The sequence below is a fragment of the Desulfotomaculum defluvii genome, assembly GCF_054657375.1.
On sequence record NZ_BAAHYV010000006.1, the window covers coordinates 384821 to 407825 of the forward strand.

General features: G+C 44.9%; 15 protein-coding genes and 3 rRNA genes. 13 read left to right on the top strand and 5 right to left on the bottom strand.

Going from position 1 to position 23005, the window contains the following annotated elements; all coding sequences use genetic code 11:
- The first annotated feature begins 4 nt into the window (after nt 1-4).
- The 3 genes from ACYQ03_RS04510 (at nt 5) to ACYQ03_RS04520 (ending at nt 3622) form a co-directional block, all read left to right on the top strand.
- Entirely contained in the window at nt 5-718 is a 714-nt protein-coding gene (locus ACYQ03_RS04510; protein ID WP_459907960.1) for a LytR/AlgR family response regulator transcription factor, read from the top strand.
- Nucleotides 719-860: 142 nt separating this feature from the next.
- Nucleotides 861-2303 (top strand): carbon starvation CstA family protein, encoded by a 1443-nt coding sequence (locus ACYQ03_RS04515; RefSeq protein ID WP_459907961.1) that lies wholly within the window; start codon nt 861-863, stop codon nt 2301-2303.
- 98 nt (nt 2304-2401) lie between these two features.
- Nucleotides 2402-3622, top strand: a complete 1221-nt coding sequence (locus ACYQ03_RS04520; protein ID WP_459907963.1) for a D-alanyl-D-alanine carboxypeptidase family protein — start codon at nt 2402-2404, stop codon at nt 3620-3622.
- 15 nt (nt 3623-3637) lie between these two features.
- Here the strand turns inward: ACYQ03_RS04520 and ACYQ03_RS04525 are convergent, their stop codons facing one another.
- The 4 genes from ACYQ03_RS04525 to ACYQ03_RS04540 all read right to left on the bottom strand — a co-directional run bounded on the left by ACYQ03_RS04525 (nt 3638) and on the right by ACYQ03_RS04540 (nt 9200).
- A complete protein-coding gene (locus ACYQ03_RS04525; protein ID WP_459908747.1) occupies nt 3638-4063 on the bottom strand; it encodes a hypothetical protein in 426 nt (141 codons plus the stop codon).
- A gap of 260 nt (nt 4064-4323) precedes the next feature.
- Complete coding sequence (locus tag ACYQ03_RS04530; protein ID WP_459907964.1) at nt 4324-7458, bottom strand: efflux RND transporter permease subunit; 3135 nt, start codon at nt 7456-7458, stop codon at nt 4324-4326.
- Nucleotides 7455-8588, bottom strand: coding sequence for an efflux RND transporter periplasmic adaptor subunit (locus ACYQ03_RS04535; RefSeq protein WP_459907965.1), 1134 nt, complete (start codon nt 8586-8588; stop codon nt 7455-7457). Before ACYQ03_RS04535 ends, ACYQ03_RS04530 begins: the two co-directional genes overlap by 4 nt.
- Before the next feature lie 36 nt (nt 8589-8624).
- The gene (locus ACYQ03_RS04540; RefSeq protein ID WP_459907967.1) at nt 8625-9200 is read right to left on the bottom strand and encodes a TetR/AcrR family transcriptional regulator; all 576 of its coding nucleotides are present in this window, start codon (nt 9198-9200) and stop codon (nt 8625-8627) included.
- A gap of 153 nt (nt 9201-9353) precedes the next feature.
- Between ACYQ03_RS04540 and ACYQ03_RS04545 the strand changes: the two genes are divergently transcribed.
- The 7 genes from ACYQ03_RS04545 to cooS all read left to right on the top strand — a co-directional run bounded on the left by ACYQ03_RS04545 (nt 9354) and on the right by cooS (nt 20092).
- Nucleotides 9354-10082, top strand: a complete 729-nt coding sequence (locus ACYQ03_RS04545; RefSeq protein WP_459907968.1) for a (Fe-S)-binding protein — start codon at nt 9354-9356, stop codon at nt 10080-10082.
- Nucleotides 10079-11494 (top strand): LutB/LldF family L-lactate oxidation iron-sulfur protein, encoded by a 1416-nt coding sequence (locus ACYQ03_RS04550; protein ID WP_459907969.1) that lies wholly within the window; start codon nt 10079-10081, stop codon nt 11492-11494. The genes ACYQ03_RS04545 and ACYQ03_RS04550 overlap by 4 nt, the downstream gene beginning before the upstream one ends.
- A gap of 16 nt (nt 11495-11510) precedes the next feature.
- The gene (locus tag ACYQ03_RS04555; protein WP_459907971.1) at nt 11511-12212 is read left to right on the top strand and encodes a LutC/YkgG family protein; all 702 of its coding nucleotides are present in this window, start codon (nt 11511-11513) and stop codon (nt 12210-12212) included.
- Between the two features lie 497 nt (nt 12213-12709).
- Nucleotides 12710-14239 (top strand): 16S ribosomal RNA (locus tag ACYQ03_RS04560).
- Between the two features lie 257 nt (nt 14240-14496).
- A 23S ribosomal RNA gene (locus ACYQ03_RS04565) occupies nt 14497-17433 on the top strand.
- Nucleotides 17434-17620: 187 nt separating this feature from the next.
- A 5S ribosomal RNA gene (gene rrf / locus ACYQ03_RS04570) occupies nt 17621-17737 on the top strand.
- Together the 16S, 23S and 5S rRNA genes form the textbook arrangement of a ribosomal RNA operon.
- Before the next feature lie 231 nt (nt 17738-17968).
- Nucleotides 17969-20092 carry an anaerobic carbon-monoxide dehydrogenase catalytic subunit gene (gene cooS / locus ACYQ03_RS04575; protein ID WP_459907972.1) on the top strand — a complete coding sequence of 708 codons (2124 nt, stop codon included), beginning with the start codon at nt 17969-17971 and terminating at the stop codon, nt 20090-20092.
- 113 nt (nt 20093-20205) lie between these two features.
- Here the strand turns inward: cooS and ACYQ03_RS04580 are convergent, their stop codons facing one another.
- The gene (locus ACYQ03_RS04580; RefSeq protein WP_459907973.1) at nt 20206-20772 is read right to left on the bottom strand and encodes an HPP family protein; all 567 of its coding nucleotides are present in this window, start codon (nt 20770-20772) and stop codon (nt 20206-20208) included.
- A 279-nt stretch (nt 20773-21051) separates the two neighbouring features.
- Here ACYQ03_RS04580 and ACYQ03_RS04585 point away from each other — a divergent pair, with 279 nt between their 5' ends.
- Genes ACYQ03_RS04585 through ACYQ03_RS04595 form a run of 3 tightly spaced genes read left to right on the top strand, consistent with a single transcriptional unit; the run spans nt 21052 to nt 22977 of the window.
- Complete coding sequence (locus ACYQ03_RS04585; protein ID WP_459907975.1) at nt 21052-22263, top strand: anaerobic nitric oxide reductase flavorubredoxin; 1212 nt, start codon at nt 21052-21054, stop codon at nt 22261-22263.
- Between the two features lies 1 nt (nt 22264).
- A complete protein-coding gene (locus ACYQ03_RS04590; protein WP_459907976.1) occupies nt 22265-22786 on the top strand; it encodes a ferritin family protein in 522 nt (173 codons plus the stop codon).
- A 38-nt stretch (nt 22787-22824) separates the two neighbouring features.
- The gene (locus ACYQ03_RS04595; RefSeq protein WP_459907977.1) at nt 22825-22977 is read left to right on the top strand and encodes a rubredoxin; all 153 of its coding nucleotides are present in this window, start codon (nt 22825-22827) and stop codon (nt 22975-22977) included.
- Nucleotides 22978-23005 lie beyond the last annotated feature (28 nt).

Below are 23005 nucleotides of genomic sequence, written 5' to 3' on the forward strand. Positions count from 1 at the left end.
GATTATGATACGGGTAGTGGTAGTGGATGATGAGGCACCGGCCAGAGATGAACTAATCTATTTGTTAAAACAACATGTAGATATTGAAGTGGTAGGAGAAGCAGACGATGTTCAATCGGCCCTTCAGGTCATCAAGAAGGAGCGGCCAGATGTAGTATTTTTGGATATTTCTATGCCCGGAGGGGAGGGTCTAGAAGTAGCACGACAGTTAGGGCGTTTTACGGAAGCACCCTTGGTGGTTTTTGCCACAGCCTATGACCAGCATGCCGTTGAAGCCTTTGAAGTAAATGCTGTGGATTATTTATTAAAACCATTTGCCGAAGAACGGGTGGCAGAATCAATTGAAAAGCTCCAACGAATGTTCAGCCATAAAAAGCAAAATCTTTTTCAGAAGAAAATTGCAGTTAGTTCTGACGACCTAATAAAATTATTAAACCCTGAAGATATTGTCTTCGCCAGCCGGCAGGGTAGGGATGTCCTAATCAAAACCGCCAAGGATACCTACTCTGTTAATTATACATTACAAGCCCTGCAAAACCGTTTGGAGGATTTACCCTTTTTTCGACCCCATCATAGCTTTCTAGTAAATATTGATAAGATTGAAACCATTGAGCCAGGATTCCAAGGATATCAATTGGTGATGAAGGATGACAGCTCTTCAAGGGTTCCGGTAAGTCGTAACGGTATGAAGGAAATCAGGCGTCTTTTGGGGATATAATAGTTTTTAACAAAGGAGTTTTGACAACTTATACACTGCTTTCGACCAATTATGCAGATTTTAAACAAAACCATTCCCTCCTGTATTACTATGATAGCAATGAGTCAACCTACTAAATTACTTTCCTAAGGAGGGAAGCGAAATGATAACTTTTATTCTTTCTATTGTATTGCTAGTAGCCGGGTACTTCACCTACGGTAAGTTTATCGAAAAGACTTTCGGGGTGAATGAGAAAAATGTAACTCCGGCCTATGCAAATCAAGACGGTGTAGATTTTGTGCCCATGGAATGGAAGCGTGCCAGTCTTGTTCAGTTACTAAATATTGCAGGCTTAGGACCTATTTTTGGCCCTATTATGGGCGCCCTGTGGGGACCAGTGGCCTTTGTATGGATTGTACTAGGCTCTATATTTGCAGGTGCAGTTCATGACTATTTCTCAGGGATGCTCTCCGTACGAAATGGTGGTTCCGGTTTACCGGACATAGTTGGTAGATACCTGGGAAAAGGCATGAAATCCTTTACCAACATCTTTGCTTTGGTACTGCTGGTATTGGTGGGTACCGTGTTTATGACAGGACCTGCTAAACTATTGGCTGACCTAACCCCTGGTTGGATGACGTTATCTGTCTGGGTAGGAATTATCCTCCTTTACTATGTATTAGCTACCCTGTTACCAGTTGACAAGATTATTGGTAAAGTGTACCCCTTCTTTGGTGCTCTGTTGCTGATTATGGCCTTTGGGGTTGCTGGTTCTCTGATTGTACAAGGTTATCAGATTCCGGAATTAACACTGGCTAACCTGCATCCCGGCGGAGCTCCCATCTGGCCACTGTTGTTTATTACCATAGCATGCGGTGCTATTTCTGGTTTCCATGCTACTCAGTCCCCTATTATTGCTCGCTGTACTCAAAATGAAAGAGAAGGCCGTAAAATTTTCTACGGCATGATGATAGCTGAAGGTGTTATTGCCCTGATCTGGGCAGCTGCTGGTATGGCCTTCTATGGTGATACTGCGGAATTAGGCAAAATGTTGGCCGCCGGGGGACCTGGTCCTGCCGGAGTTGTAAAAGAAGTTGCTACTACCATGATGGGTGCCGTTGGTGGTACCATGGCTGTGTTGGGTGTTATTGTACTACCTATTACCTCGGGAGATACAGCATTCAGGGGTGCACGGATGCTAATTGCAGACTTCTTTAAAATGGATCAAAAACCCTTTGGCAAACGCCTGTTAATTGCTTTCCCGCTATTCGCAGTCGGTTATGCCTTGACCTTGGTTGATTTTAACTTCTTATGGCGTTACTTTGCCTGGGCAAACCAGACAACAGCCATGATTATGTTGTGGGCAGCTGCTACCTTCCTGGTACAGAATCAGAAAGCCCATTGGGTTGCATCAGTGCCGGCTGCTTTTATGACGGTGGTGACCTTTACCTATATCCTAATGGCCCCAGAAGGTTTTAAACTGGCTACCAATATTGCATATCCGTTGGGCTTTGTGCTAGCCTTAATTCCCATCGGAATCTTTATTAAAAAGGTATATGGCAGCCAGGATGAAATTGCAGTATTATCTGCTAAAAAGCTTATGTAACTTTTAAAGCACGCATTTTGCGTGCTTTAATTTTTTCCAGCCATAAGCTGATGAGGCAAGGGAAACCTAAGCAAAACAATAATTTGCGGGGTGGTAAAGTGCGGAAAAATAGAAGTATAAGCTTGGGTTTCTTGATTTTTTTAATGGTTTTATTTTTCTCTACAGGGTCTGTCTTTGCCCAGGAAACGGATAAGATGGGTACTGATGTGTTTTTTCTTTATGAACAAGAATTGCCAGTGATAGAAACAGGAAATTTTATTAATGATCCACCGGTGCTTTCTGCTCTTTCGGCCTTGGTTATGGATGCTCACACAGGACAGGTTCTTTATGCTAAGAATCCTCACCAATCGCGGCCCATTGCCAGCACTACCAAAATTATGACAGCCTTGTTGGCCATTGAACTTGGTAATTTGCAGCAGGTTACAACTGTTAGTTCTCAGGCTGCCGGGGTTGAGGGGAGCAGTGTTTATCTAAGGGTAGGGGAAAAATTATCTCTGGAGCAACTTCTTTATGGGGCTTTAATGCGTTCTGGCAATGATGCTTGTGTGGCCATAGCAGAGCAAATTGCGGTTCGGGAGGATATTTTTGTTAACTTAATGAATTTAAGGGCCCGCAGATTGGGAGCTAAGAATACAAATTTCTGTAACTCCAACGGGCTACCCAATGATAATCATTACTCATCTGCCTATGATTTGGCCCTCATAACAAGGGCTGCCTTAGAAAAACCTGTTTTCAGTAAAATTGTTTCCACTAAAACCCATACCATTCCGGGTCCAGAGGGAGTACGTGCATTAAGCAATACCAATAAAATGTTGTGGAGTTATCAGGGAGCCAATGGAGTAAAAACCGGTACAACCAACGCCGCAGGTAAGTGTCTAGTCGCAGCGGCTCAGCGGGGCGGGCGGCAATTAATTGCTGTGGTACTGCACAGTGATGACCGGTGGAATGAGTCAATTAGATTGTTAGATTACGGTTTCAGTAGGTATGAAAACTTGCAGCTTGCCAGAAGCGGAGAAGCTTTTACTGCTGTTGAGGTTAAGGAGGGGGTTGTTAACAAGGTGCCAGTTACAGTTAACCAGGATATTGTGTTGACGGTACCAATTGCTAATTCTGAACAGGTTGAGAAGGTTGTGAAGCTAAAAAAAGAAATTTATGCACCGCTAAGATCAGGACAGGTTGTGGGAAAGCTGCAGGTAATGGTGGCTGGTCAAGTTGTGACCGGGGCTAGTTTGGTGACTATGCAAGGATGTGCACAAAAACCTTATCCTCAATTAATGTGGCAAAGGGTTAGTAATAAAATAAAAGGTTGCTTACCCTAGGGTTCAGCAACTACTTTAAAAATATTTACCTAAAAATTGGTGTTTGGCACAGTTGCCACAGGAGCAAGAAAGGTTGACAGCTACTAGGTCATAAACAAACTTAAAGCCAGATTGATCAAGTTTAATATTAACTCTAATATCTTGACTACCACATTTGTTACAGCTTATCCTTATTCCTTTGGGAAGGTGAGTAAAGTTATCATAGTTATCAGACCCAGACATATTTTCTGCTAATTTTAAAAAATGGTAGGAGAGGTTTCGACATTCCGGAGAGGAACAGAATATGGATAGTCCAAAGTTTTTAACTACTTTGTTATTAAGGAATTCCACTTCAGGAAGAATTGAGGCCCCTATGTTGCCGCATTGGTTGCAGAGCTGATCAAAATCCCCTGTAATACTAAAATTACTAATTTTTACAGCAGTAAATTTTAACTGTTTCACTTGGCTCAAGAGACTAACCACCTTGTAAGAACATTATTACTCTTTATAATTATACGATAAATCCATTATTCCTCTAGAAAAATGTCATATTTTTTGTTTCCTCACAATTAATGTCTTAAGCTTATTAGAAAAATGTCCTGATTGTGCCCGTTAGGGGGGCCAAGTAAGACTAGTTGTCCTTATGCAGGTAGATCAAAGAAAATAAAGTTTATTTAATTTGCAGAGAAAAGGTTGCCGAAATTATCGGCAACCTTTTCTAATTATACTGTTTTTGATTTGAAGAAGGGTATTTTCATTTTGCCGAATTTACTAGATAGTTTTTTGCCTAGGTCATCGAAGAGTGTATAAACCACTGGTACAAGCACCAGGGTAATTAACGTGGAGAAGGTCAAACCAAAGGCGATTACGATGGCCATTGGTGCCTGGGCTTCGGCACCTTCACCGGTACCAAAGGCCATTGGCAGCAAGGCCAATACCGTTGTCAAAGCAGTCATCAAAATGGGACGTAGTCGTACTGGACCAGCCATTAAGATTGCCTCATTACGTTCATGTCCTTGTCTGCGCAGTACGTTAATATAGTCTACCAGTACGATGGCATTGTTTAACACAACACCCACTAGCATGATCGCCCCAATCATAGCGGTTACACTGATGGGGTTTCCTGTGATGCCTAGTCCAAAAATCGCTCCAATAAAGGTTGGCGGCAGGGAGAACATGATAATAAAGGGCTGGAACAAAGATTCAAACTGGGCAGACATAACCATAAATACCAGTAACACCGACAGCAACAGAGCCAATCCCAGACTTGCAAAGGATTCTGCCATATCCTCAGCTTGACCACCAAAAGCAATTTCGTAGCCGTCAGGTAAGGCTAATTGATTAATGGCTGCTTGAATGTCCTTATTCACACTTCCTACGTCACGACCTGTAACATCGGCAGTAATCGTAACTTCCCTGGTTTGGTCGGTACGGGAGATTGTTGTTGGTACTTGGTGAGATTGGATGCTTGCTACGGCTGATAATGGTACCCTAGCTCCGGTTGGTGAGACAATAGTCAAATTCGCTAAGGTATCAACGCTTTTGCCAGTGTCTTCTGGGGTAAGCATCCGTATATCAACCTCATCGTCGCCGGTACGCATTTGACCAACCAATTTACCATCAAAGGACGTGCTCACTGCCGAGAGAATCTGACTGGCAGATAGTCCGTAACGGGCAGCTTGCTCCCGATCAACATTAATGCGCATCTCAGAAGTGCCTTCGGTCAAGGAGTTGGTCACGTTTCTAGTGCCCTCTACGCCTTTCACTGTTTCAACCAGCAAGTCGCCAACTTGTTCCAGCACCTCTAGGTCTTCCCCGTGGATGGCAATTTCTACCGCTGTGCTAGTAGGGCCACCGGAACCATCAGAAACTGCTACAGTAATATCAGCTCCGGGGATATTTTGCATGGCCTGGCGTAGTTTTTCTGCAGCTTGCTCCGTTGTTATATCCCGTTCCGCTAAAGGCACTAGTTTAATCTGTAGCGATGCTTGATCACTGGCACTGCCTCCCAGGAAGGAGAGTTGGCCACCGCTACCCACGGTAGTAAAGATTCTTTCAATTTCTTTGACTTGGTCATGGGCTAACTTTTCAAGGTCCGCAGCCACTCGGGAAGTTTCTGCTACCTTTGTACCTGCGGGCATCTCAATATTAACGGTAATTTCACCCTGATCCATGGTGGTCATAAATTCAGTACCAATTAAAGGAGTGGCAGCAATACTGGCTATGAGGAGAGCCACAGTGAAACCAACAACCTTTTTCCGGTTTCCGAGGGCCCAACTCAATAGTCGACCGTAACGTTGATTTAACGAGTGCATAAACTTACCAAACACAATAACGGGGTTTTTGGTTTTACCCTCCGGCAATGTCTCATCCGCAGGGGAGACATTTCTAAGTAATCGTGCAGACATCATGGGCACCAGCGTTAAGGCAGCAAAAAGGGCTGCTATGTGGGAAAAACTTACTGTCAAAGCCATTGGCTTAAATAATATACCCGCGATTCCTTCTACGAAAACAATGGGCATAAAAACAACCACTTGGGCTAAGGCCGACGCCGTTACAGCATTGGAAACTTCAGAAGTACCTAGTTTAGCAGCTTCGATAATACCAAAGCCGTTTTGTCGGTACCGATAAATGCTTTCCAGAACTACTACAGAAAAGTCTACCAGGGAACCCATACCTAGAACTAAACCGCCTAGGGAAAGCATGTTTATGGTTTGGTCACCGAAATACATTAAGGAAAAGGTAGCTATAATGGAGATAGGTATAGTTAAGGCTACCACTAGGGTACTACGGACGCTGCGGAGGAACAGATAGAGGACGATTACTGCAAAGAAGCCGCCCAGTAAGCCGTGCTCCACAACGTTATTAATGGAGTCCTTAATAAATTTAGATGTATCAACCACAGTTGTAATCTTTACGCCATCCGGCAGTGTTTTATTGAGCTCTTCAACCTCTGCCATAACTTCATTGGCTACCTGTACGGTATTGCCTCCGGTGGCTTTCAACACGCTCAAGCCCAGAGAGGTTTTACCATCTGTAAATGTAAACTGTTCCTCTTCTTTAAAACCATCTTCTATGGTGGCAAGATCTTTTAAAGCAATGGAGTTGCCAGTGGCAAGATTGATTTGAACTTGCTTCAGTTGGTCTAGGCTTTTATATTCACCAACTACACGGAGAGTTGTTTGGCTAGAGCCCTTGTCAACTCGGCCTGCAGTACCGTTGATATTATCAGAAGCGATGGCCTGCATAACTTGCCCAGTGCTTAAGCCATAGGCTTCCATTTTAGCTGGGTCTAAAATAACTTTAATCTCTCTGGTTTTACCACCGCTAATATAAACGGAACCAACACCCTTAATCCGTTCCAGACGAGGCTGAATATCATCTTCAGCAATTCTCTTAAGTTTTACTAGGTCTCCATTTGCACCAGTTAATGAGAAGGAGATGATGGGTGCTTGGTTGGGATCTAGTTTCATAACCCGGGGGGAACTGGCATCGTCGGGCATCATACCCCTTACGAAATCAATCTTTTCCCGTAAATCAATGGTAGCATTGTCCATATTGGTACCCCAGTTAAATATGACAATTACTAGAGAGAAACCATTTTGGGAATTGGACCGAATTTCTTTGATGTTTTCCGTGGTTGCTACGGCTGATTCAAGGGGCTTGGTGATTAATTCTTCTACTTCTGCTGGTGCTGCTCCTTCATACGAGGTAGAAACTACAGCAATAGGGAGTTCCATATCAGGATAGAGGTTTACCGCTAGCCGAGGCAAGGAAAAGAGACCTAGCACAACTAGGGCAATAATCAGCATGGAAATGGCCACTGGGCGATCGACAGATATATCTGCTATTTTCACTTAGCAGCACCTCCCAGTTCCTTGACCACCTTCACTTTCTGTCCTTCGCCCACCAAGCGGTTGCCAGTTACGATTACTGTTTGCCCCTCTTTCAAACCAGATTTAATTTCGGTTAATTCTCCAGAGGTAGCACCTACCTTGACAGAAACCTCTTTGGCCTTACCATCTTCCACAATAAAGACGGAGTACTGGCCATCTCGTTCTAACACTGCATCAATGGGTAGAGCTAGAACTGCCTTTGAAGTACCAGTGGATAGATTCAAGCGAGCTACCATGCCGGGTTTAATATCGCCCTTTTCATTGGGAAGTTGGATTTCCACGGCAAAGGCTCGGGTATCGGGGTCAGCTTTGGGAGCCACTGAGAGAACTGTACCTGTTACGGTGTTGTTTAAGGCGTTAATGGTTACAGGTACCTTGGTGCCGGTTTTAATGGAAGCCACAACGTTTTCGGAAACGTTGACCTTAATTTTGGTACTCGCCATTTGGACCACAGTAATCGGTGAAACTTGGGGTGATACCATTTCACCGGGGTCCACATTTACAGCAGCCACTACCCCGTCAATGGGAGAGATTACAGTGGCATTGTTATAGTTATCCTGAGTTGTATTTAAGGTTGCCTGGGCTTGTTTTACCTGGGCCTCAGATACCTTGACATTGGTCTGGGCAGTAACTAACCCACTCTCAGCTTGCTCGTATTGTGCTTGAGAAATGGCCTGGGCAGTATAAAGTTCTTTATTTCTATCAAAATTTATTTGAGCATCCTTAAGCCCTTGCTGAGCTCTTTCCAAATTGGCTTGGGCCAATGCAAGTCCAGCCTCTGCTTGAGACAGGGCATTTTGGGCATCGTTACCCTCCAGTTGGAGTAGTACCTGGCCATTATGTACCTTATCACCTACATTGACCATGACCCTTTGTACACGACCGGAAACCTTAGGCATGACGTTGACATCTGCCCCGGCAATAACTTCACCAGTCGTATTCAGAGTATGGTTGAGGTCTTTGGTAGAGATTTTTGTAGTTTCCACAGGGACCAGCTTTTCCTCCTGGGCCTTAGGGGCTTCTTTACCACAGCCTGTCATAAAAACAGCGAGTATTAGTAGTAGACTAACCGTACTTATGATTCTTTTCAAAATTTTTTACTCCTTTCGGATATTTAATTTAGTTAATTAACTAGCCCGTACCCCTGTAAGAAAAATGTCTAAAGCAGTTCTTACGGTTTTTTCTAGTAATTGCTTATTCTTGTGCATAAATATCTGTAGAACAATGCCATCAAAAATGGCTAAAAAGGATAGAGTCAAGATATTAGGGTCTAGGGGTTTAAATTCGCCGTTATCAATGGCTTCCTTGATAATGTTGTAGATAATACTGGTAGGTTTATGAATTTCGCAATTCATTTTAATGACATTTTCTTTATCCTTATTTTGCAGAAGAAATTCCAATACTAAGGCAATGATAGGTGCATCTACCTCATTAATACGATGTTCTACGTATTTTGACAGCTTGTCCGATGCCGTACGGGTTTCCTTTAGTGTGGCTAAGTAATGATTGTTCCACTCATCTATCATACGTGTGATGATGTAGAGAAAAATATCTTCTTTACTCTTAAAGTGCCAGTAGATGCCTCCTTTGCTCATACCCGATGCCTTGGCTATTTCGTCCACAGAGGTTGCACCGTAACCCGATGCTAAGAAACAGGATAAGGCCGCATCGGCAATGATGTCCTTTTTTATTTCTTTAGTCAAAAAACGACCTCCTTCTCCAAACAGACTGGTCAGTCTGTTATGATTGTATCGGCCATAGCTAGGCATGTCAATAATTTTATGTCGAGGCAAAAAATTAATATTAGTAAAAAAATTGTAAATAATAAATGCAACCTTACTACTGGGAGGATTAGTATGAAGGCATCCATTTTTGTTACCTGTATTGTTGATAGTTTTTACCCCCAGGTTGGTGAAGCAATGGTGAGGGTTTTAGAAAAATCGGGGGTTCAGTTGGAGTTTCCGGAGAGTCAAGTTTGTTGTGGTCAGCCAGCCTATAATACTGGCTACTGGGATGAAACCCGGCAAGTGGCCAAAACTCTTCTGGAGGCCTTTAAAAATAGTGAATATGTTGTGGCACCATCGGGCTCTTGTGTGGCGGCCATCAGAGAGTACTATCCCATTATTTTTGAAAAGGACCCCGAGTATTTGCCATTGGCAAGGGAACTAGTCCAAAAAACCTATGAGTTTTCCGAGTTTATGGTCAAGGTGCTGCAAATATCAGATGTGGGGGCGAGGTTTCCCCACAAGGTAACCTACCATGCTTCCTGTCACGGCAATCGCTTGTTGGGGGTAACACCCTATGCTAAAAAACTACTGGCCCATGTGAAGGACATGCAATTATTAGAGCTACCTCATGCAGAAACCTGCTGTGGGTTTGGTGGTACCTTTTCGGTAAAACAACCTGAGATTTCAGAAGCAATGGTAGATGAAAAGGTTCATCATATAAAGGAAACTGGGGCAGATGTTGTTACTGCCATTGATATGGGATGCCTGATGAACATAGAAGGTAGGTTGAAAAAAGAAGGATCACCAATTAGAACGCTGCACCTGGCACAACTTCTTGACGAGGGGATGAGACAATGACCCATTTTATTGAAGGTAATACGTTTCGGGATCGGGCCAGGCGAACACTAGAAAGTGAATTCATGAGAAAGGCAGTTCAAAAGGCCGTAGATCGACTTGAAACAAACAAAAAGAATGCCAGCAAAGAGTTAGGTAATTGGGATGATTGGCGGGCTCGGGGCCGAGATATACGTAAGCATACTGTTGATCATCTGGATTATTACTTGGGACAGCTAGCCGATAATGTAAGAAAAAATGGTGGCACAGTCTATTTTGCCCCTTGGGCTGAAGATGCTAGACAAATTATCAGTGAGATAATCAAAAAACATGAAGGTAAGTTGGTTGTTAAATCTAAGTCTATGGTGACAGAAGAAATCCATTTAAACAAGACTTTGATTGAACAGGGTCACGAAGTTGTAGAGACTGACCTAGCGGAATACATCCTACAATTAGCTGAAGAACCGCCCTCCCATATTGTGGTACCTGCTATTCATAAAAGTCGAGAGCAAATTGCCCAGCTGTTTTCAGAAGTAGCCGGTGAAAAATTGGCCAATGATACTCCTACCTTAACAGCCTTTTCACGTAGAGTCCTGAGAGAGAAATTTCTTAAAGCTGATATTGGCATTACGGGCTGTAATTTTGCTATAGCCGAGACGGGGTCTACATCTCTGGTAACAAATGAAGGTAATGCTCGTCTTGTATCTTCACTGCCCAAGGTTCATATCGTGATCATGGGCATGGAAAGAGTACTGCCCACCTTTGAAGATTTAGAGGTAGTACTGACTCTACTGCCCCGCAGTGCCACCGGGCAAAAGCTAACCAGTTATGTCAGTATTAATAACGGGCCCCGCAAGCCAGGCGAGTCAGATGGACCGGAACATTTTTACCTAGTAATATTAGATAATGGGCGATCCCGGATGTTAGCAGATGATGAATTTAGACAAGCTCTCCATTGTACTCGTTGTGGGGCCTGCTTTAACGTATGTCCTGTTTATCGTCATGTAGGTGGACATGCCTATGGCTCAGTTTATGGTGGGCCCATTGGCTCGGTCATTTCCTCCTTTTTAGGTAAAGATTATAAGGAATACTTGGGACTTGCCTACGCAACGACCCTATGTGCTGCCTGTAGCAGGGTCTGTTCAGTGATGATTCCGATTCATGACTTATTATTGACCCTACGTAAACGTTATGTTCAGGCAGGGCTGCCCCCCTTCTCCGAAAGAGCAGCCTTTAAGGTTTGGAAAACAACCTTCAAGAGTCCCGGTACTTACCGAATTGCTATGAAGTCAGCACAGATAGCCCAGAAGCCCTTTGTCAATAATGGTTATATTGGCCGGGGACCGGCACCTCTATCGGCCTGGACCAATTCAAGATATTTTCCGGCCGCTGCCGATAAAACATTTCGGGAACGTTGGCTAGAGAAACATCATTAAAACAGGGGTGGCGAAGATGGCACAGTTAGGTATCAGTGAACAAGAATTTTTAACCCAGGTAGCAACGGCTTTGGGGCGAGATATTCCTTTGACAGAGCGACCAGAGAGACAGGAAATTGGGCCACCAGCTTTTTGGAGAGAAGATGAGGATATTAAACATAAAGCATTGGAACTCTTCAAAAATAATTTAGAAGCCTTAAGTGGTCGGGTAGTTCTAGTCAAGAATCCTGAAGAAGTTTGTCGTCAGGTTAATACATGGTTGGCAGAATTAAATGCAAAACAAGTCATCTGCTGGGATCATGAGGAATTGAAAAGGATTTTGCCCCCGGAAGCATTGCAGGCCAAGGTTCGTTTCTGGAATGGTGACAATAGTAGGGAACAATTAATTGAACAGGCAGCACAGGCTGATGTAGGAATTACCTGGGTCAACTATGCCATTGCCTATACGGGTACCATGGCAGTATTTAGCGGACCTACAACTGGTAGGAGCGTTAGTCTTTTGCCACCGACACATATAGGTATTTTTAAACGTTCTAGTTTAGTTCCTACCATGAGTCATGTGGTTAGATATCTCGTTGAATTAAAGGGCAATAACAAACTTCCCACAGCCGTAAACTTCATCACAGGTCCCAGTCGAACCTCGGACATAGAAATGGACCTCAGTATTGGTGTACATGGACCTTATCGTACATGGACAATTATTTTAGAAGATAAATAAAGGACGCATAATCTGCAAAACAATGGGCAAGATATCATATGTTAAAATGAAAATAGTCTTCAGCCATCAGCCTTCAGCTTGAAAAGCCATGGGCGGTTAGTATGATTGGTAATGCGCTCCTGAAATTGGGGCGCAATACCAAAAAAAAATTGTCAAAAGGTCTTGCATTAAGGTTTAACTAGTGTTAACATAATAAATGTCGCCGCAAGGTGATGGACAAAAATTACCACTTGAAATTAACGTATTAAAAGTGGTAAGATAAAGTTCCGGTCGCAAGATCGGGACAAGTTAAAACAAAATGGTCTTTGAAAACTAAACAGAAGATGATGGATGAAAAACAGGTCAAGTCAAAAGTCGAGATACCCCGTAACGGGGATAAGACACTCGAAACTAAGACGACCACAAAAAACATCCTCGTCAAGCGTTATTAAATGACGCTAGCGAGTAAATCTAGGATAAGTAAAGAGCCAAAACTCTTTAAGATATTTTTAAAATATTTTACGGAGAGTTTGATCCTGGCTCAGGACGAACGCTGGCGGCGTGCCTAACACATGCAAGTCGAACGGAGATTAGAATGAAGCTTGCGATTTCTAATTTTAGTGGCGAACGGGTGAGTAACGCGTGGATAACCTGCCTGATAGACCGGGATAACAGCTGGAAACGGCTGCTAATACCGGATACGCTTGCGGAGTCGCATGACTCTGCAAGGAAAGCGCATACGCTATCAGATGGATCCGCGTCCCATTAGCTAGTTGGTGGTGTAGAGGACCACCAAGGCGACGATGGGTAGCCGGCCTGAGAGGGCGATCGGCCACACTGGGACTGAGACACGGCCCAGACTCCTACGGGAGGCAGCAGTGGGGAATCTTCCGCAATGGGCGAAAGCCTGACGGAGCAACGCCGCGTGAGGGAAGAAGGCCTTCGGGTTGTAAACCTCTGTTTTCAGGGAAGAAGTCAGTGACGGTACCTGAAGAGTAAGCTCCGGCTAACTACGTGCCAGCAGCCGCGGTAATACGTAGGGAGCGAGCGTTGTCCGGATTTACTGGGCGTAAAGGGCGCGTAGGTGGTTCATTAAGTTAGAGGTGAAAGTTCGGGGCTCAACCCCGTGATTGCCTCTGATACTGGTGGACTTGAGTGCAGGAGAGGGGAGCAGAATTCCCAGTGTAGCGGTGAAATGCGTAGATATTGGGAGGAATACCAGTGGCGAAGGCGGCTCTCTGGACTGTAACTGACACTGAGGCGCGAAAGCGTGGGGAGCGAACAGGATTAGATACCCTGGTAGTCCACGCCGTAAACGATGAGTGCTAGGTGTTGCGGGTATCGACCCCTGCAGTGCCGCAGTTAACACAATAAGCACTCCGCCTGGGGAGTACGGTCGCAAGACTGAAACTCAAAGGAATTGACGGGGGCCCGCACAAGCGGTGGAGTATGTGGTTTAATTCGACGCAACGCGAAGAACCTTACCAGGGCTTGACATCCTCTGAAAGGCGTAGAGATACGTTTTCTTGACTTCGGTTAAGCAGAGAGACAGGTGGTGCATGGTTGTCGTCAGCTCGTGTCGTGAGATGTTGGGTTAAGTCCCGCAACGAGCGCAACCCCTAACATTAGTTGCCAGCATGTAAAGATGGGAACTCTAATGTGACTGCCGTTGACAAAACGGAGGAAGGTGGGGATGACGTCAAATCATCATGCCCCTTATGTCCTGGGCTACACACGTACTACAATGGCCGGTACAGACGGAAGCGAAGCTGTGAAGTGGAGCAAACCTGAGAAAGCCGGTCCCAGTTCGGATTGTAGTCTGCAACTCGACTACATGAAGTCGGAATCGCTAGTAATCGCAGGTCAGCATACTGCGGTGAATACGTTCCCGGGCCTTGTACACACCGCCCGTCACACCACGAAAGTTGACAACACCCGAAGCCGGTGAGCTAACCGTAAGGAGGCAGCCGTCGAAGGTGGGGCCGATGATTGGGGTGAAGTCGTAACAAGGTAGCCGTATCGGAAGGTGCGGCTGGATCACCTCCTTTCTAAGGAGAAATCAGCAACAGCTGATTATCTAAGGTCGGACATTCATCATCTAATCTGTTTAGTTTTGAGAGACCAAAACAACCAGAAACTTCCGGTTGTTTTTCAGACTCTCATGCATTAAAATCATAAATCCAGCCTAAAGGCTGGTGAGAAGTGTTCTTTGAAAACTGAACAGCGAAACAAGTAAAGCGTCGACATAAAAACAATTTCAGTAGGTTACCAAAAGTAACCGAGCCGAAACAAGCAAGTAAGATTTGGTCAAGAAAGAAAGGGCATACGGTGGATGCCTTGGCGCTAAGGGCCGAAGAAGGGCGCGGTAAGCTGCGAAAAGCCACGAGGAGCCGCAAGCAGGCATTGAATCGTGGATACCCGAATGGGGCAACCCGGCGGAGTAAACCTCCGTCACCCTATGCTGAATATATAGGCATAGAGGAGGGCACCCGGGGAACTGAAACATCTAAGTACCCGGAGGAAAAGAAAGAAATATCGAACCCCCAAGTAGCGGCGAGCGAACAGGGGCGAGCCTAAACCAGATTTCTTCGGAAATCTGGGGTTGCGGGACCCTCATCACGTGAAGAATAGTCCTAGTCGAAGACACCTGGAAAGGTGCTGCACAGAAGGTAAAACACCTGTAGACGAAAGGATGAAACTTGCAGAGGGAATCCCAAGTACCGCGGGACACGAGAAACCCCGTGGGAATCAGGGGGGACCACCCCCCAAGGCTAAATACCCATAGCGACCGATAGTGAACCAGTACCGTGAGGGAAAGGTGAAAAGCACCCCGGGAGGGGAGTGAAATAGAACCTGAAACCGTATGCTTACAAGCTGTCAGAGCACATTAAAAGTGTAATGGCGTACTTTTTGTAGAACGGACCGGCGAGTTACATCTAACGTGCAGGTTAAGGCAGAAAAGCCGGAGCCGAAGCGAAAGCAAGTCTTAATAGGGCGATATGTACGTTGGAGTAGACCCGAAACCTGGTGATCTACCCATGTCCAGAGTGAAGCTTTAGTAAAATAAAGTGGAGGCTCGAACCGACCTTCGTTGAAAAGGAGGCGGATGAGGTGTGGGTAGGGGTGAAATGCCAATCGAACCAGGAGATAGCTGGTTCTCCCCGAAATAGCTTTAGGGCTAGCCTCGGTGTGAGAATAGCGGAGGTAGAGCACTGAATGGGCTAGGGGCCTTCACGGGTTACCGAACCCAATCAAACTCCGAATGCCGCTATATTGTAACCGGGAGTCAGACTGCGGGTGCTAAGATTCGTAGTCAAAAGGGAAACAGCCCAGACCAACAGCTAAGGTCCCAAAGATATACTAAGTGGAAAAGGATGTGGGGTTGCTAAGACAACCAGGATGTTGGCTTAGAAGCAGCCACCATTTAAAGAGTGCGTAATAGCTCACTGGTCAAGTGACCCTGCGCCGAAAATGTAACGGGGCTAAGTATATCACCGAAGCTTTGGAATGTAGTAATACATTGGTAGGGGAGCGTTCTTACAGCGTTGAAGCAGTACCGTAAGGAGCTGTGGAGTAGTAAGAAGTGAGAATGCCGGTATAAGTAAGCGAAAAGGCAGGTGAGAATCCTGCCCGCCGAAAACCTAAGGTTTTCTGGGGAAGGTTCGTCCGCCCAGAGTAAGTCGGGACCTAAGCCGAGGCCGCAAGGCGTAGGCGATGGACAATCGGTTGAGAATCCGATACCACCAGATACCGTTTGAGGATGGAGTGACGCAGGAGGGTAAGTTAAGCCAGCGGCTGGAAAAGCTGGTCCAAGCCCGTAGGGAGTAAGGTAGGCAAATCCGCCTTACACATATCCTGAGAGGTGATGGGGAGCGAAAACAAGTAGCGAAGTAACTGATCCCAAACTGCCAAGAAAAACTTCTAACGAGGTAAGCTGGTGCCCGTACCGCAAACCGACACAGGTAGGTGGGGTGAGAATCCTAAGGCGCGCGAGAGAACCCTCGTTAAGGAACTCGGCAAAATGACCCCGTAACTTCGGGAGAAGGGGTGCCTCGATATCGTGAAAAACACACGTTTGGAGCGAGAAGAGGCCGCAGAGAAAAGGCCCAAGCGACTGTTTACCAAAAACACAGGTCCCTGCTAAAGCGAAAGCTGACGTATAGGGGCTGACGCCTGCCCGGTGCTGGAAGGTTAAGGGGAAATGTTAGAGCAATCGAAGCATAGAACCGAAGCCCCAGTAAACGGCGGCCGTAACTATAACGGTCCTAAGGTAGCGAAATTCCTTGTCAGGTAAGTTCTGACCCGCACGAAAGGCGTAACGATTTGGGCACTGTCTCAACGAGGGGCTCGGTGAAATTGTAATGACGGTGAAGATGCCGTCTACCTGCGACAGGACAGAAAGACCCCGTGGAGCTTTACTGTAGCTTGACATTGGGTTTTGGTATTTGATGTACAGGATAGGTGGGAGACTGAGAAACTTGCACGCCAGTGTAGGTGGAGTCAACGTTGGGATACCACCCTTTAGATATTGAAATTCTAACTATAGACCATGAAGCTGGTTTTAGGACAGTGTCAGGTGGGCAGTTTGACTGGGGCGGTCGCCTCCCAAAAGGTAACGGAGGCGCCCAAAGGTTCCCTCAGTGCGGAAGGAAATCGCACGTTAGAGTGTAAAGGCAAAAGGGAGCTTGACAGCGAGACCAACAAGTCGAGCTGGTACGAAAGTAGGGCTTAGTGATCCGGCGGTTCTGAGTGGAAGGGCCGTCGCTCAACGGATAAAAGCTACCCCGGGGATAACAGGCTTATCTCCCCCAAGAGTCCACATCGACGGGGAGGTTTGGCACCTCGATGTCGGCTCATCGCATCCTGGGGCTGAAGTAGGTCCCAAGGGTTGGGCTGTTCGCCCATTAAAGCGGTACGTGAGCTGGGTTCAGAACGTCGTGAGACAGTTCGGTCCCTATCCGTCGCAGGCGCAGGAAACTTGAGAAGAGCTGTCCCTAGTACGAGAGGACCGGGATGGACGGACCGCTGGTGTACCAGCTATCGTGCCAACGGTAGTGCTGGGTATCTAAGTCCGGAAGGGATAAGTGCTGAAAGCATCTAAGCACGAAGCCCCCTTCAAGATGAGGTTTCCCACTACGCAAGTAGATAAGATCCCATGAAGACTACATGGTAGATAGGCCGGAAGTGTAAGAGCAGTAATGTTTTCAGCTGACCGGTACTAATAGATCGAGTTCTTGACCAAGAATTAGCCTTGTGCCATGTGCCATGTGCCGTGAGCTAAGGTAGAAATAAATGACGCAGTTACTTCAACGCTGTTTAGTTTTCAGAGAACACATAGGTTTAGTAAAAAAGGAAAAGCCCCAAAAAGCCCATGGCGCAAGGCCCAAGGCTTATGGCCGACCTGAAGAATTACCCAATAGTATAAAGTTTCTGGTGGCGATACCGGAGGGGGTACACCTGTTCCCATCCCGAACACAGCAGTTAAGCCCTCCAGGGCCGATGGTACTTGGAGCTAGCGCTCCTGGGAGAGTAGGTCGTCGCCAGAGTAATTTTTAAGAAACCACAGTGAGAAACCACTGTGGTTTTATTTTATTTAGATATTTTATGCGACAGCGGGGACGGTTCTCGCTGTCGCATTTTTTACCACAGCAGTTCCAATTTGTTTGCGACAGCGAGAACCGTCCCCGCTGTCGCACAGTGAGAATAAAGTTTCTAACATTGCATAATACTCCCTAAATAGGGAATAATCACATCATATCTATTTTAGGGGGGTTACCATGTCTGATAAAAATAATGAGAATTATGACAGTCTAATTCATAACAGTGATCCTACCCATCTAGCTGATACAAATGACCCAAGTGCCCACGAGGATCGCAACAAAACCGAGGTGCCCTATAACTACCGTAAGTTTGAACCCTCTCCCAAAGGTGAAGAACTCCACAGGTGGCAAAGGGAACATATTAAGAAGGATGATCAATCCAAAGAGGGCTATCCCTTAAATGTAATTGTAGATCCTGCTATGCGGGAAATGTACCAGGTTGTGCATAATCAAGGACTTACCAACGTATTTGATCGTTTTCAAGAACAGCAGCCCCAGTGTAATTTCTGTGCTCCAGGACTCTCCTGTCAGCTATGTGCAAATGGCCCCTGTCGAATTACTAAAAAAGCCCAGCGTGGTGTGTGCGGTGTGGATGCCCATGTCATGGTGTCTAGGAACTTTACTTACCGTCATACAACAATCGGAACTTCAGCTAACTGTTATCATGCTATGCAGGCTGCCCGAACACTGAGAGCAGCGGGCACGCACCCCAACAGTGGCTTAACCATTCGAGAACCAGAAAAACTTAAGAAATATGCAGAATTTCTAGGAATGGATACTAATAAATCCATAGATGAGCTAGCCGTGGATTTTGCGGATTTCTTTATTCAAGAACTACACCGTCCCAACTTTGAAGAATCTAAACTGGTGGAAGCCTTTGCACCGGCCCGCCGTAAGGAATTGTGGCGGAAGCTTGGACTCTTCCCCGGAGGTGCTTTTTCTGAGGTTGGTTTTGCACAAACCAAATGTATGACTAACTTAGGGGCAGATCCTGTGGATTTCCTTTTAACCTGTGTAAGGCTAGGTGTAGCCAATGAGTTCCAGGGACTGTGGGCACTGGATATTCTTCAGGAAATACTGATCGGAACCCAGGAGATTACCAAGCAAAAAACCAATATGGGACTCTTAGACCCAGATAAAGTTAATATTATCACCAACGGCCATATGCCTTTGCTGGCCCACGTTGTAATTGATATGGCCTCTACGGATAAATGGCAACAAAGGGCCAAAGATGCCGGCGCCACAGGATTGCAAATTATGGGACACGTTTGTGAGGGGCAGCAGTTAATTAATTATTCCGGCTCCCATAATATGCCTGCCTTGACTGGACAAGAGGGTGAATGGTTATCTGAGGAATACTTGTTTGCCACTGGCTGTGTGGATCTATTTATGTTTGACTATAACTGCACCGTACCCACCCTGCCACTGTATGCCGAGCGGTTTGGCACCAAGCTCATGAGTGTCGATCCTGTTATCCGTTTCCCAGATACTGAAGCCTTGGATTTCAAACCTGAGCAAATGAAGAAGCAAGCTGAAGAGTGCCTAGAGAGAGCTATTGAGTTCTTTAAGAAACGTAAGGCAGAGAATCGTGATGTCTATGTGCCACCCCATGTTAGCGATGCTATGGTGGGCTTTTCTACTGAATCCATAAAACAAGCCCTAGGCGGAAGCTGGCAACCTTTGATTGATCAAATTGCCAACGGTAATATCCGGGGTATCGCCACTCTAGTGGGTTGCACCACCGCTCGTTATGGCCAGGGTGGTAGCAATGCCTTCAAGATGGCCAAAGCATTAATTGAACGAGATGTTCTGGTACTCTCCGGTGGTTGTGTATCGGCAGTGTTTGAATATACAGGACTTTGCAAGCCTGAGGCAGCCAATGAAGCTGGAAACGGTTTGAAACAAGTGTGTCAGTCCCTGGGTATTCCTCCAGTCCTCTCCTACGGAGCCTGTGTAGACATTGGTAAAATGACTCACACTGCAATGGAATTGGCCGATGCTTTAGATGTTGATACCAATGCGCTTCCTCTTGTGATAGGTGCTCCAGAGTATCTTGAACAAAAGGCTGTGGCTGATGCCTGTACTGCAGTTGCAATGGGTTGGTTGGTCCACGTGGCCCCGGTTCCCTCTGTTACTGGAAGTGAAGTAGTTGTGAAGACCCTTACCGAAACCACCGAAACATTGGGCCTTGGTAAAGTAATGATAGAATTAGATGCTGAGAAGGCAGCGGATATCTATCTAGAACATATTGAAAAGAAACGCGCAGAACTTGGCCTGTCAGCAAATCTGCCTAAACAGTAAATAGATCTGGTTAATAGCAAGAGGCTGCTCTTTAGAGCAGTCTCTATTTTAATTTATTGTAAGGGTCAATTTAAACGAACAGCAGTAGCCAAAAGAAATACCCGAAGTATTGGTTAAAACCAATATTCCGGGTATTTTCTGTTTGCAGAAAAGTTGTTAACAATGACTGCAATGATTACTAAAAGAAATGCCCCTAGTCCAACTGGTGAGAATATGTAGCTAAAACTTTGGCCGGTATATACTGCTATGAATGCTGTTGCTCCGCCTGGCGGGTGCAATGTACGGGTTAAATTCATGGCAAAGATAGCTAAGGTAACAGCCAATGCAATGGACCACCATTGATTACTGCATAGTTGGAACACTAGTACACCAGCTGTGGCTGATACAAGATGTCCGCCAATAACATTTCTCGGTTGGGCCATTGGAACCTGACAGGCTGCGAAGAGAAGTACAGCTGAGGCACCCAGGGATGGAAACAAGAGGGCAATATCATAGAAGGAATTTAGCCAAGCAATGAGGCCTACTCCCAAAAAACTACCAATAGCCGTAAAGATATGGTTAGTCAGTTTTAGATTATTAACGGCTGGAGAGTTACCCCCACGCATTTTAGTTAAGTAAGAATGAAAGGTTTCGAATGTTGAATGATTCATGGCAGTCTCCAGGGGTCGGGTTTTTTCCATTTTTACCACCTCCAATTAAATTGTAAGTGAGGTGTTCTCTAATAGCTGTTAGATACATCACAGCAGTGATGTCTTTCTCCGGACATAGAACAAAATGTTAGATTTTTATAACAGATGTGTAATAATTCTGCAAACTATACTTGTTATTATAAATTATAAACCTAGTACTGAATTAACTCAATGTTTCTAGGGCTTAGAAAATTTAACCTTTAGGTTGATAAGTTTTTACTTCCTGGGAATCATAATGAAATAATGGAATATAACAGTGAGGTGTTTTGAATGTTTCAAATTAAAGACAAAATTTACTGGGTTGGTTATAAAGACTGGGAGTTAAGAAGATTTCATGGGGAGGAGTATTCCACCCATAAGGGTTCTTCTTATAATTCTTATATTATAAGAGATGAAAAATTAGCTCTAATTGACACTGTATGGACACCCTATCATGAAGAATTTGTGGGGGAGCTGGATAAAAGGGTTGGTATTGATAAGATTGATCTAATTGTTATCAATCACTGTGAAGTAGACCATGCGGGAAGTCTGGCGCACTTATTAGAGAAAAGACCGGATATCCCCATATACTGCACCAAAAAAGGTTCAGAAATGATGAAAAAGAGTTTTCACAAGGAATGGAACTTCAATGTTGTAAAAACCGGCGATAGCATCGAATTAGGACAGTATAAACTAATTTTTGTTGAGGCACCCATGCTTCACTGGCCGGATACCATGATGACTTACGTTCAAGGTGCTAATCTATTAATATCTAATGATCCCTTTGGTCAGCATCTAGCCTCTCCCCATTATTATAATGATCAGGTGGATCAAGGTGAGTTATTTTACGAAGCATTAAAGTATTATGCCAATATCATTACACCCTTTAATAAACTGGTTAAAGCCAAGATTAAAGAGTTAAAGGGTCTAAATCTGCCAATCGATATGATAGCCCCTAGCCATGGTATTATTTGGCGGGACAACCCCCTACAAATTGTTGAGAAATATGAACAATGGTGCAATAACTACCACGAGGGTTCTGTGACAATATTATATGACACCATGTGGGGGGCGACCAAGAAAATGGCCCTGGCCATAGCAGCAGGGTTAGAAAATGTAGGTGTTCCTGCTAAGGTAATTAATACTGCTAAATATGATAAAAATGACATAATTACTGAAGTCTTTCGTTCTAAGGGAATTATTGTGGGTAGTTCGACCATAAATAACGGGATTCTGTCTTCCATGGCAGCTATTTTAGAAATGATTAAAGGCCTAAAATTTAAGGAGAAGATTGCTGCTGCCTTTGGTTCCTATGGCTGGAGTGGAGAATCAGTAAAGATTATTGAGGGATGGCTTAAAGAGAGTGGGTTTGAAATTGTTCAGGAAGGTAAAAAGATAAGCTGGGATCCTACAGGTGACGAGATCAAAGAATGTATTGCCTTTGGGGAGTCCTTTGGTGAAAGGATCAAGACCTACGGAAGTATGCAACAGGCGGTGAAGTAAAATGAATACCAACTGCCTAAATTTGTCAACTATCTTTGATCTTGCTGTTCAGAACAGTGAGAAGGGTGTTAGCTATTATCGTAAAATGCAGGAATTGGCAGAGGATAATATTGCTAAACAAGTATTTCATCGTTTGGCAGAGGAAGAAGATGAGGAGAGACGTGCTCTAATTAAAGTAGCCCAGGCAGAAGTTGAAAAGGGAGAAATTAATCTTGATGAGCAAACCTATTGTTACTTATGCGCCCTTGGGGATGAGCTAAACTTTCCCTATGATCAAACCCAGGAATTTAAGGCGGTTACTCCCCGGGAGGCCTTTGAAATTGGTATTGAAGCCAAAAAAGACGGTATGTTGTTATATCATGAATTTCTCAAAAGATGTGTTAGCAAAGAGGCTAAGAATATATTAATGCATTTAATTGAAAATGAACAACGACATTTGTTGGAATTAAGAGACTATATGTATGAGATATGTCCTACGGGATGTAAGTATTATCCAAAAAGTGGTAATAATATTAGTAGCTAGAGATTAGCACAAGATTTAGAGAAATAAGGAGGAACCAAATGTCTAAGTATGAATGTGTTTGTGGGTATATTTACGACCCTGCTAAGGGTGAGGGGGATATTGCACCAGGAACGGCCTTTGAGGCTTTACCGGACGACTGGGTATGCCCTGAATGCGGCTTAGGTAAAGATGCTTTTACCGAAGTAGAATAATAAATAAAAGAAGGGGCTGTTACATGGT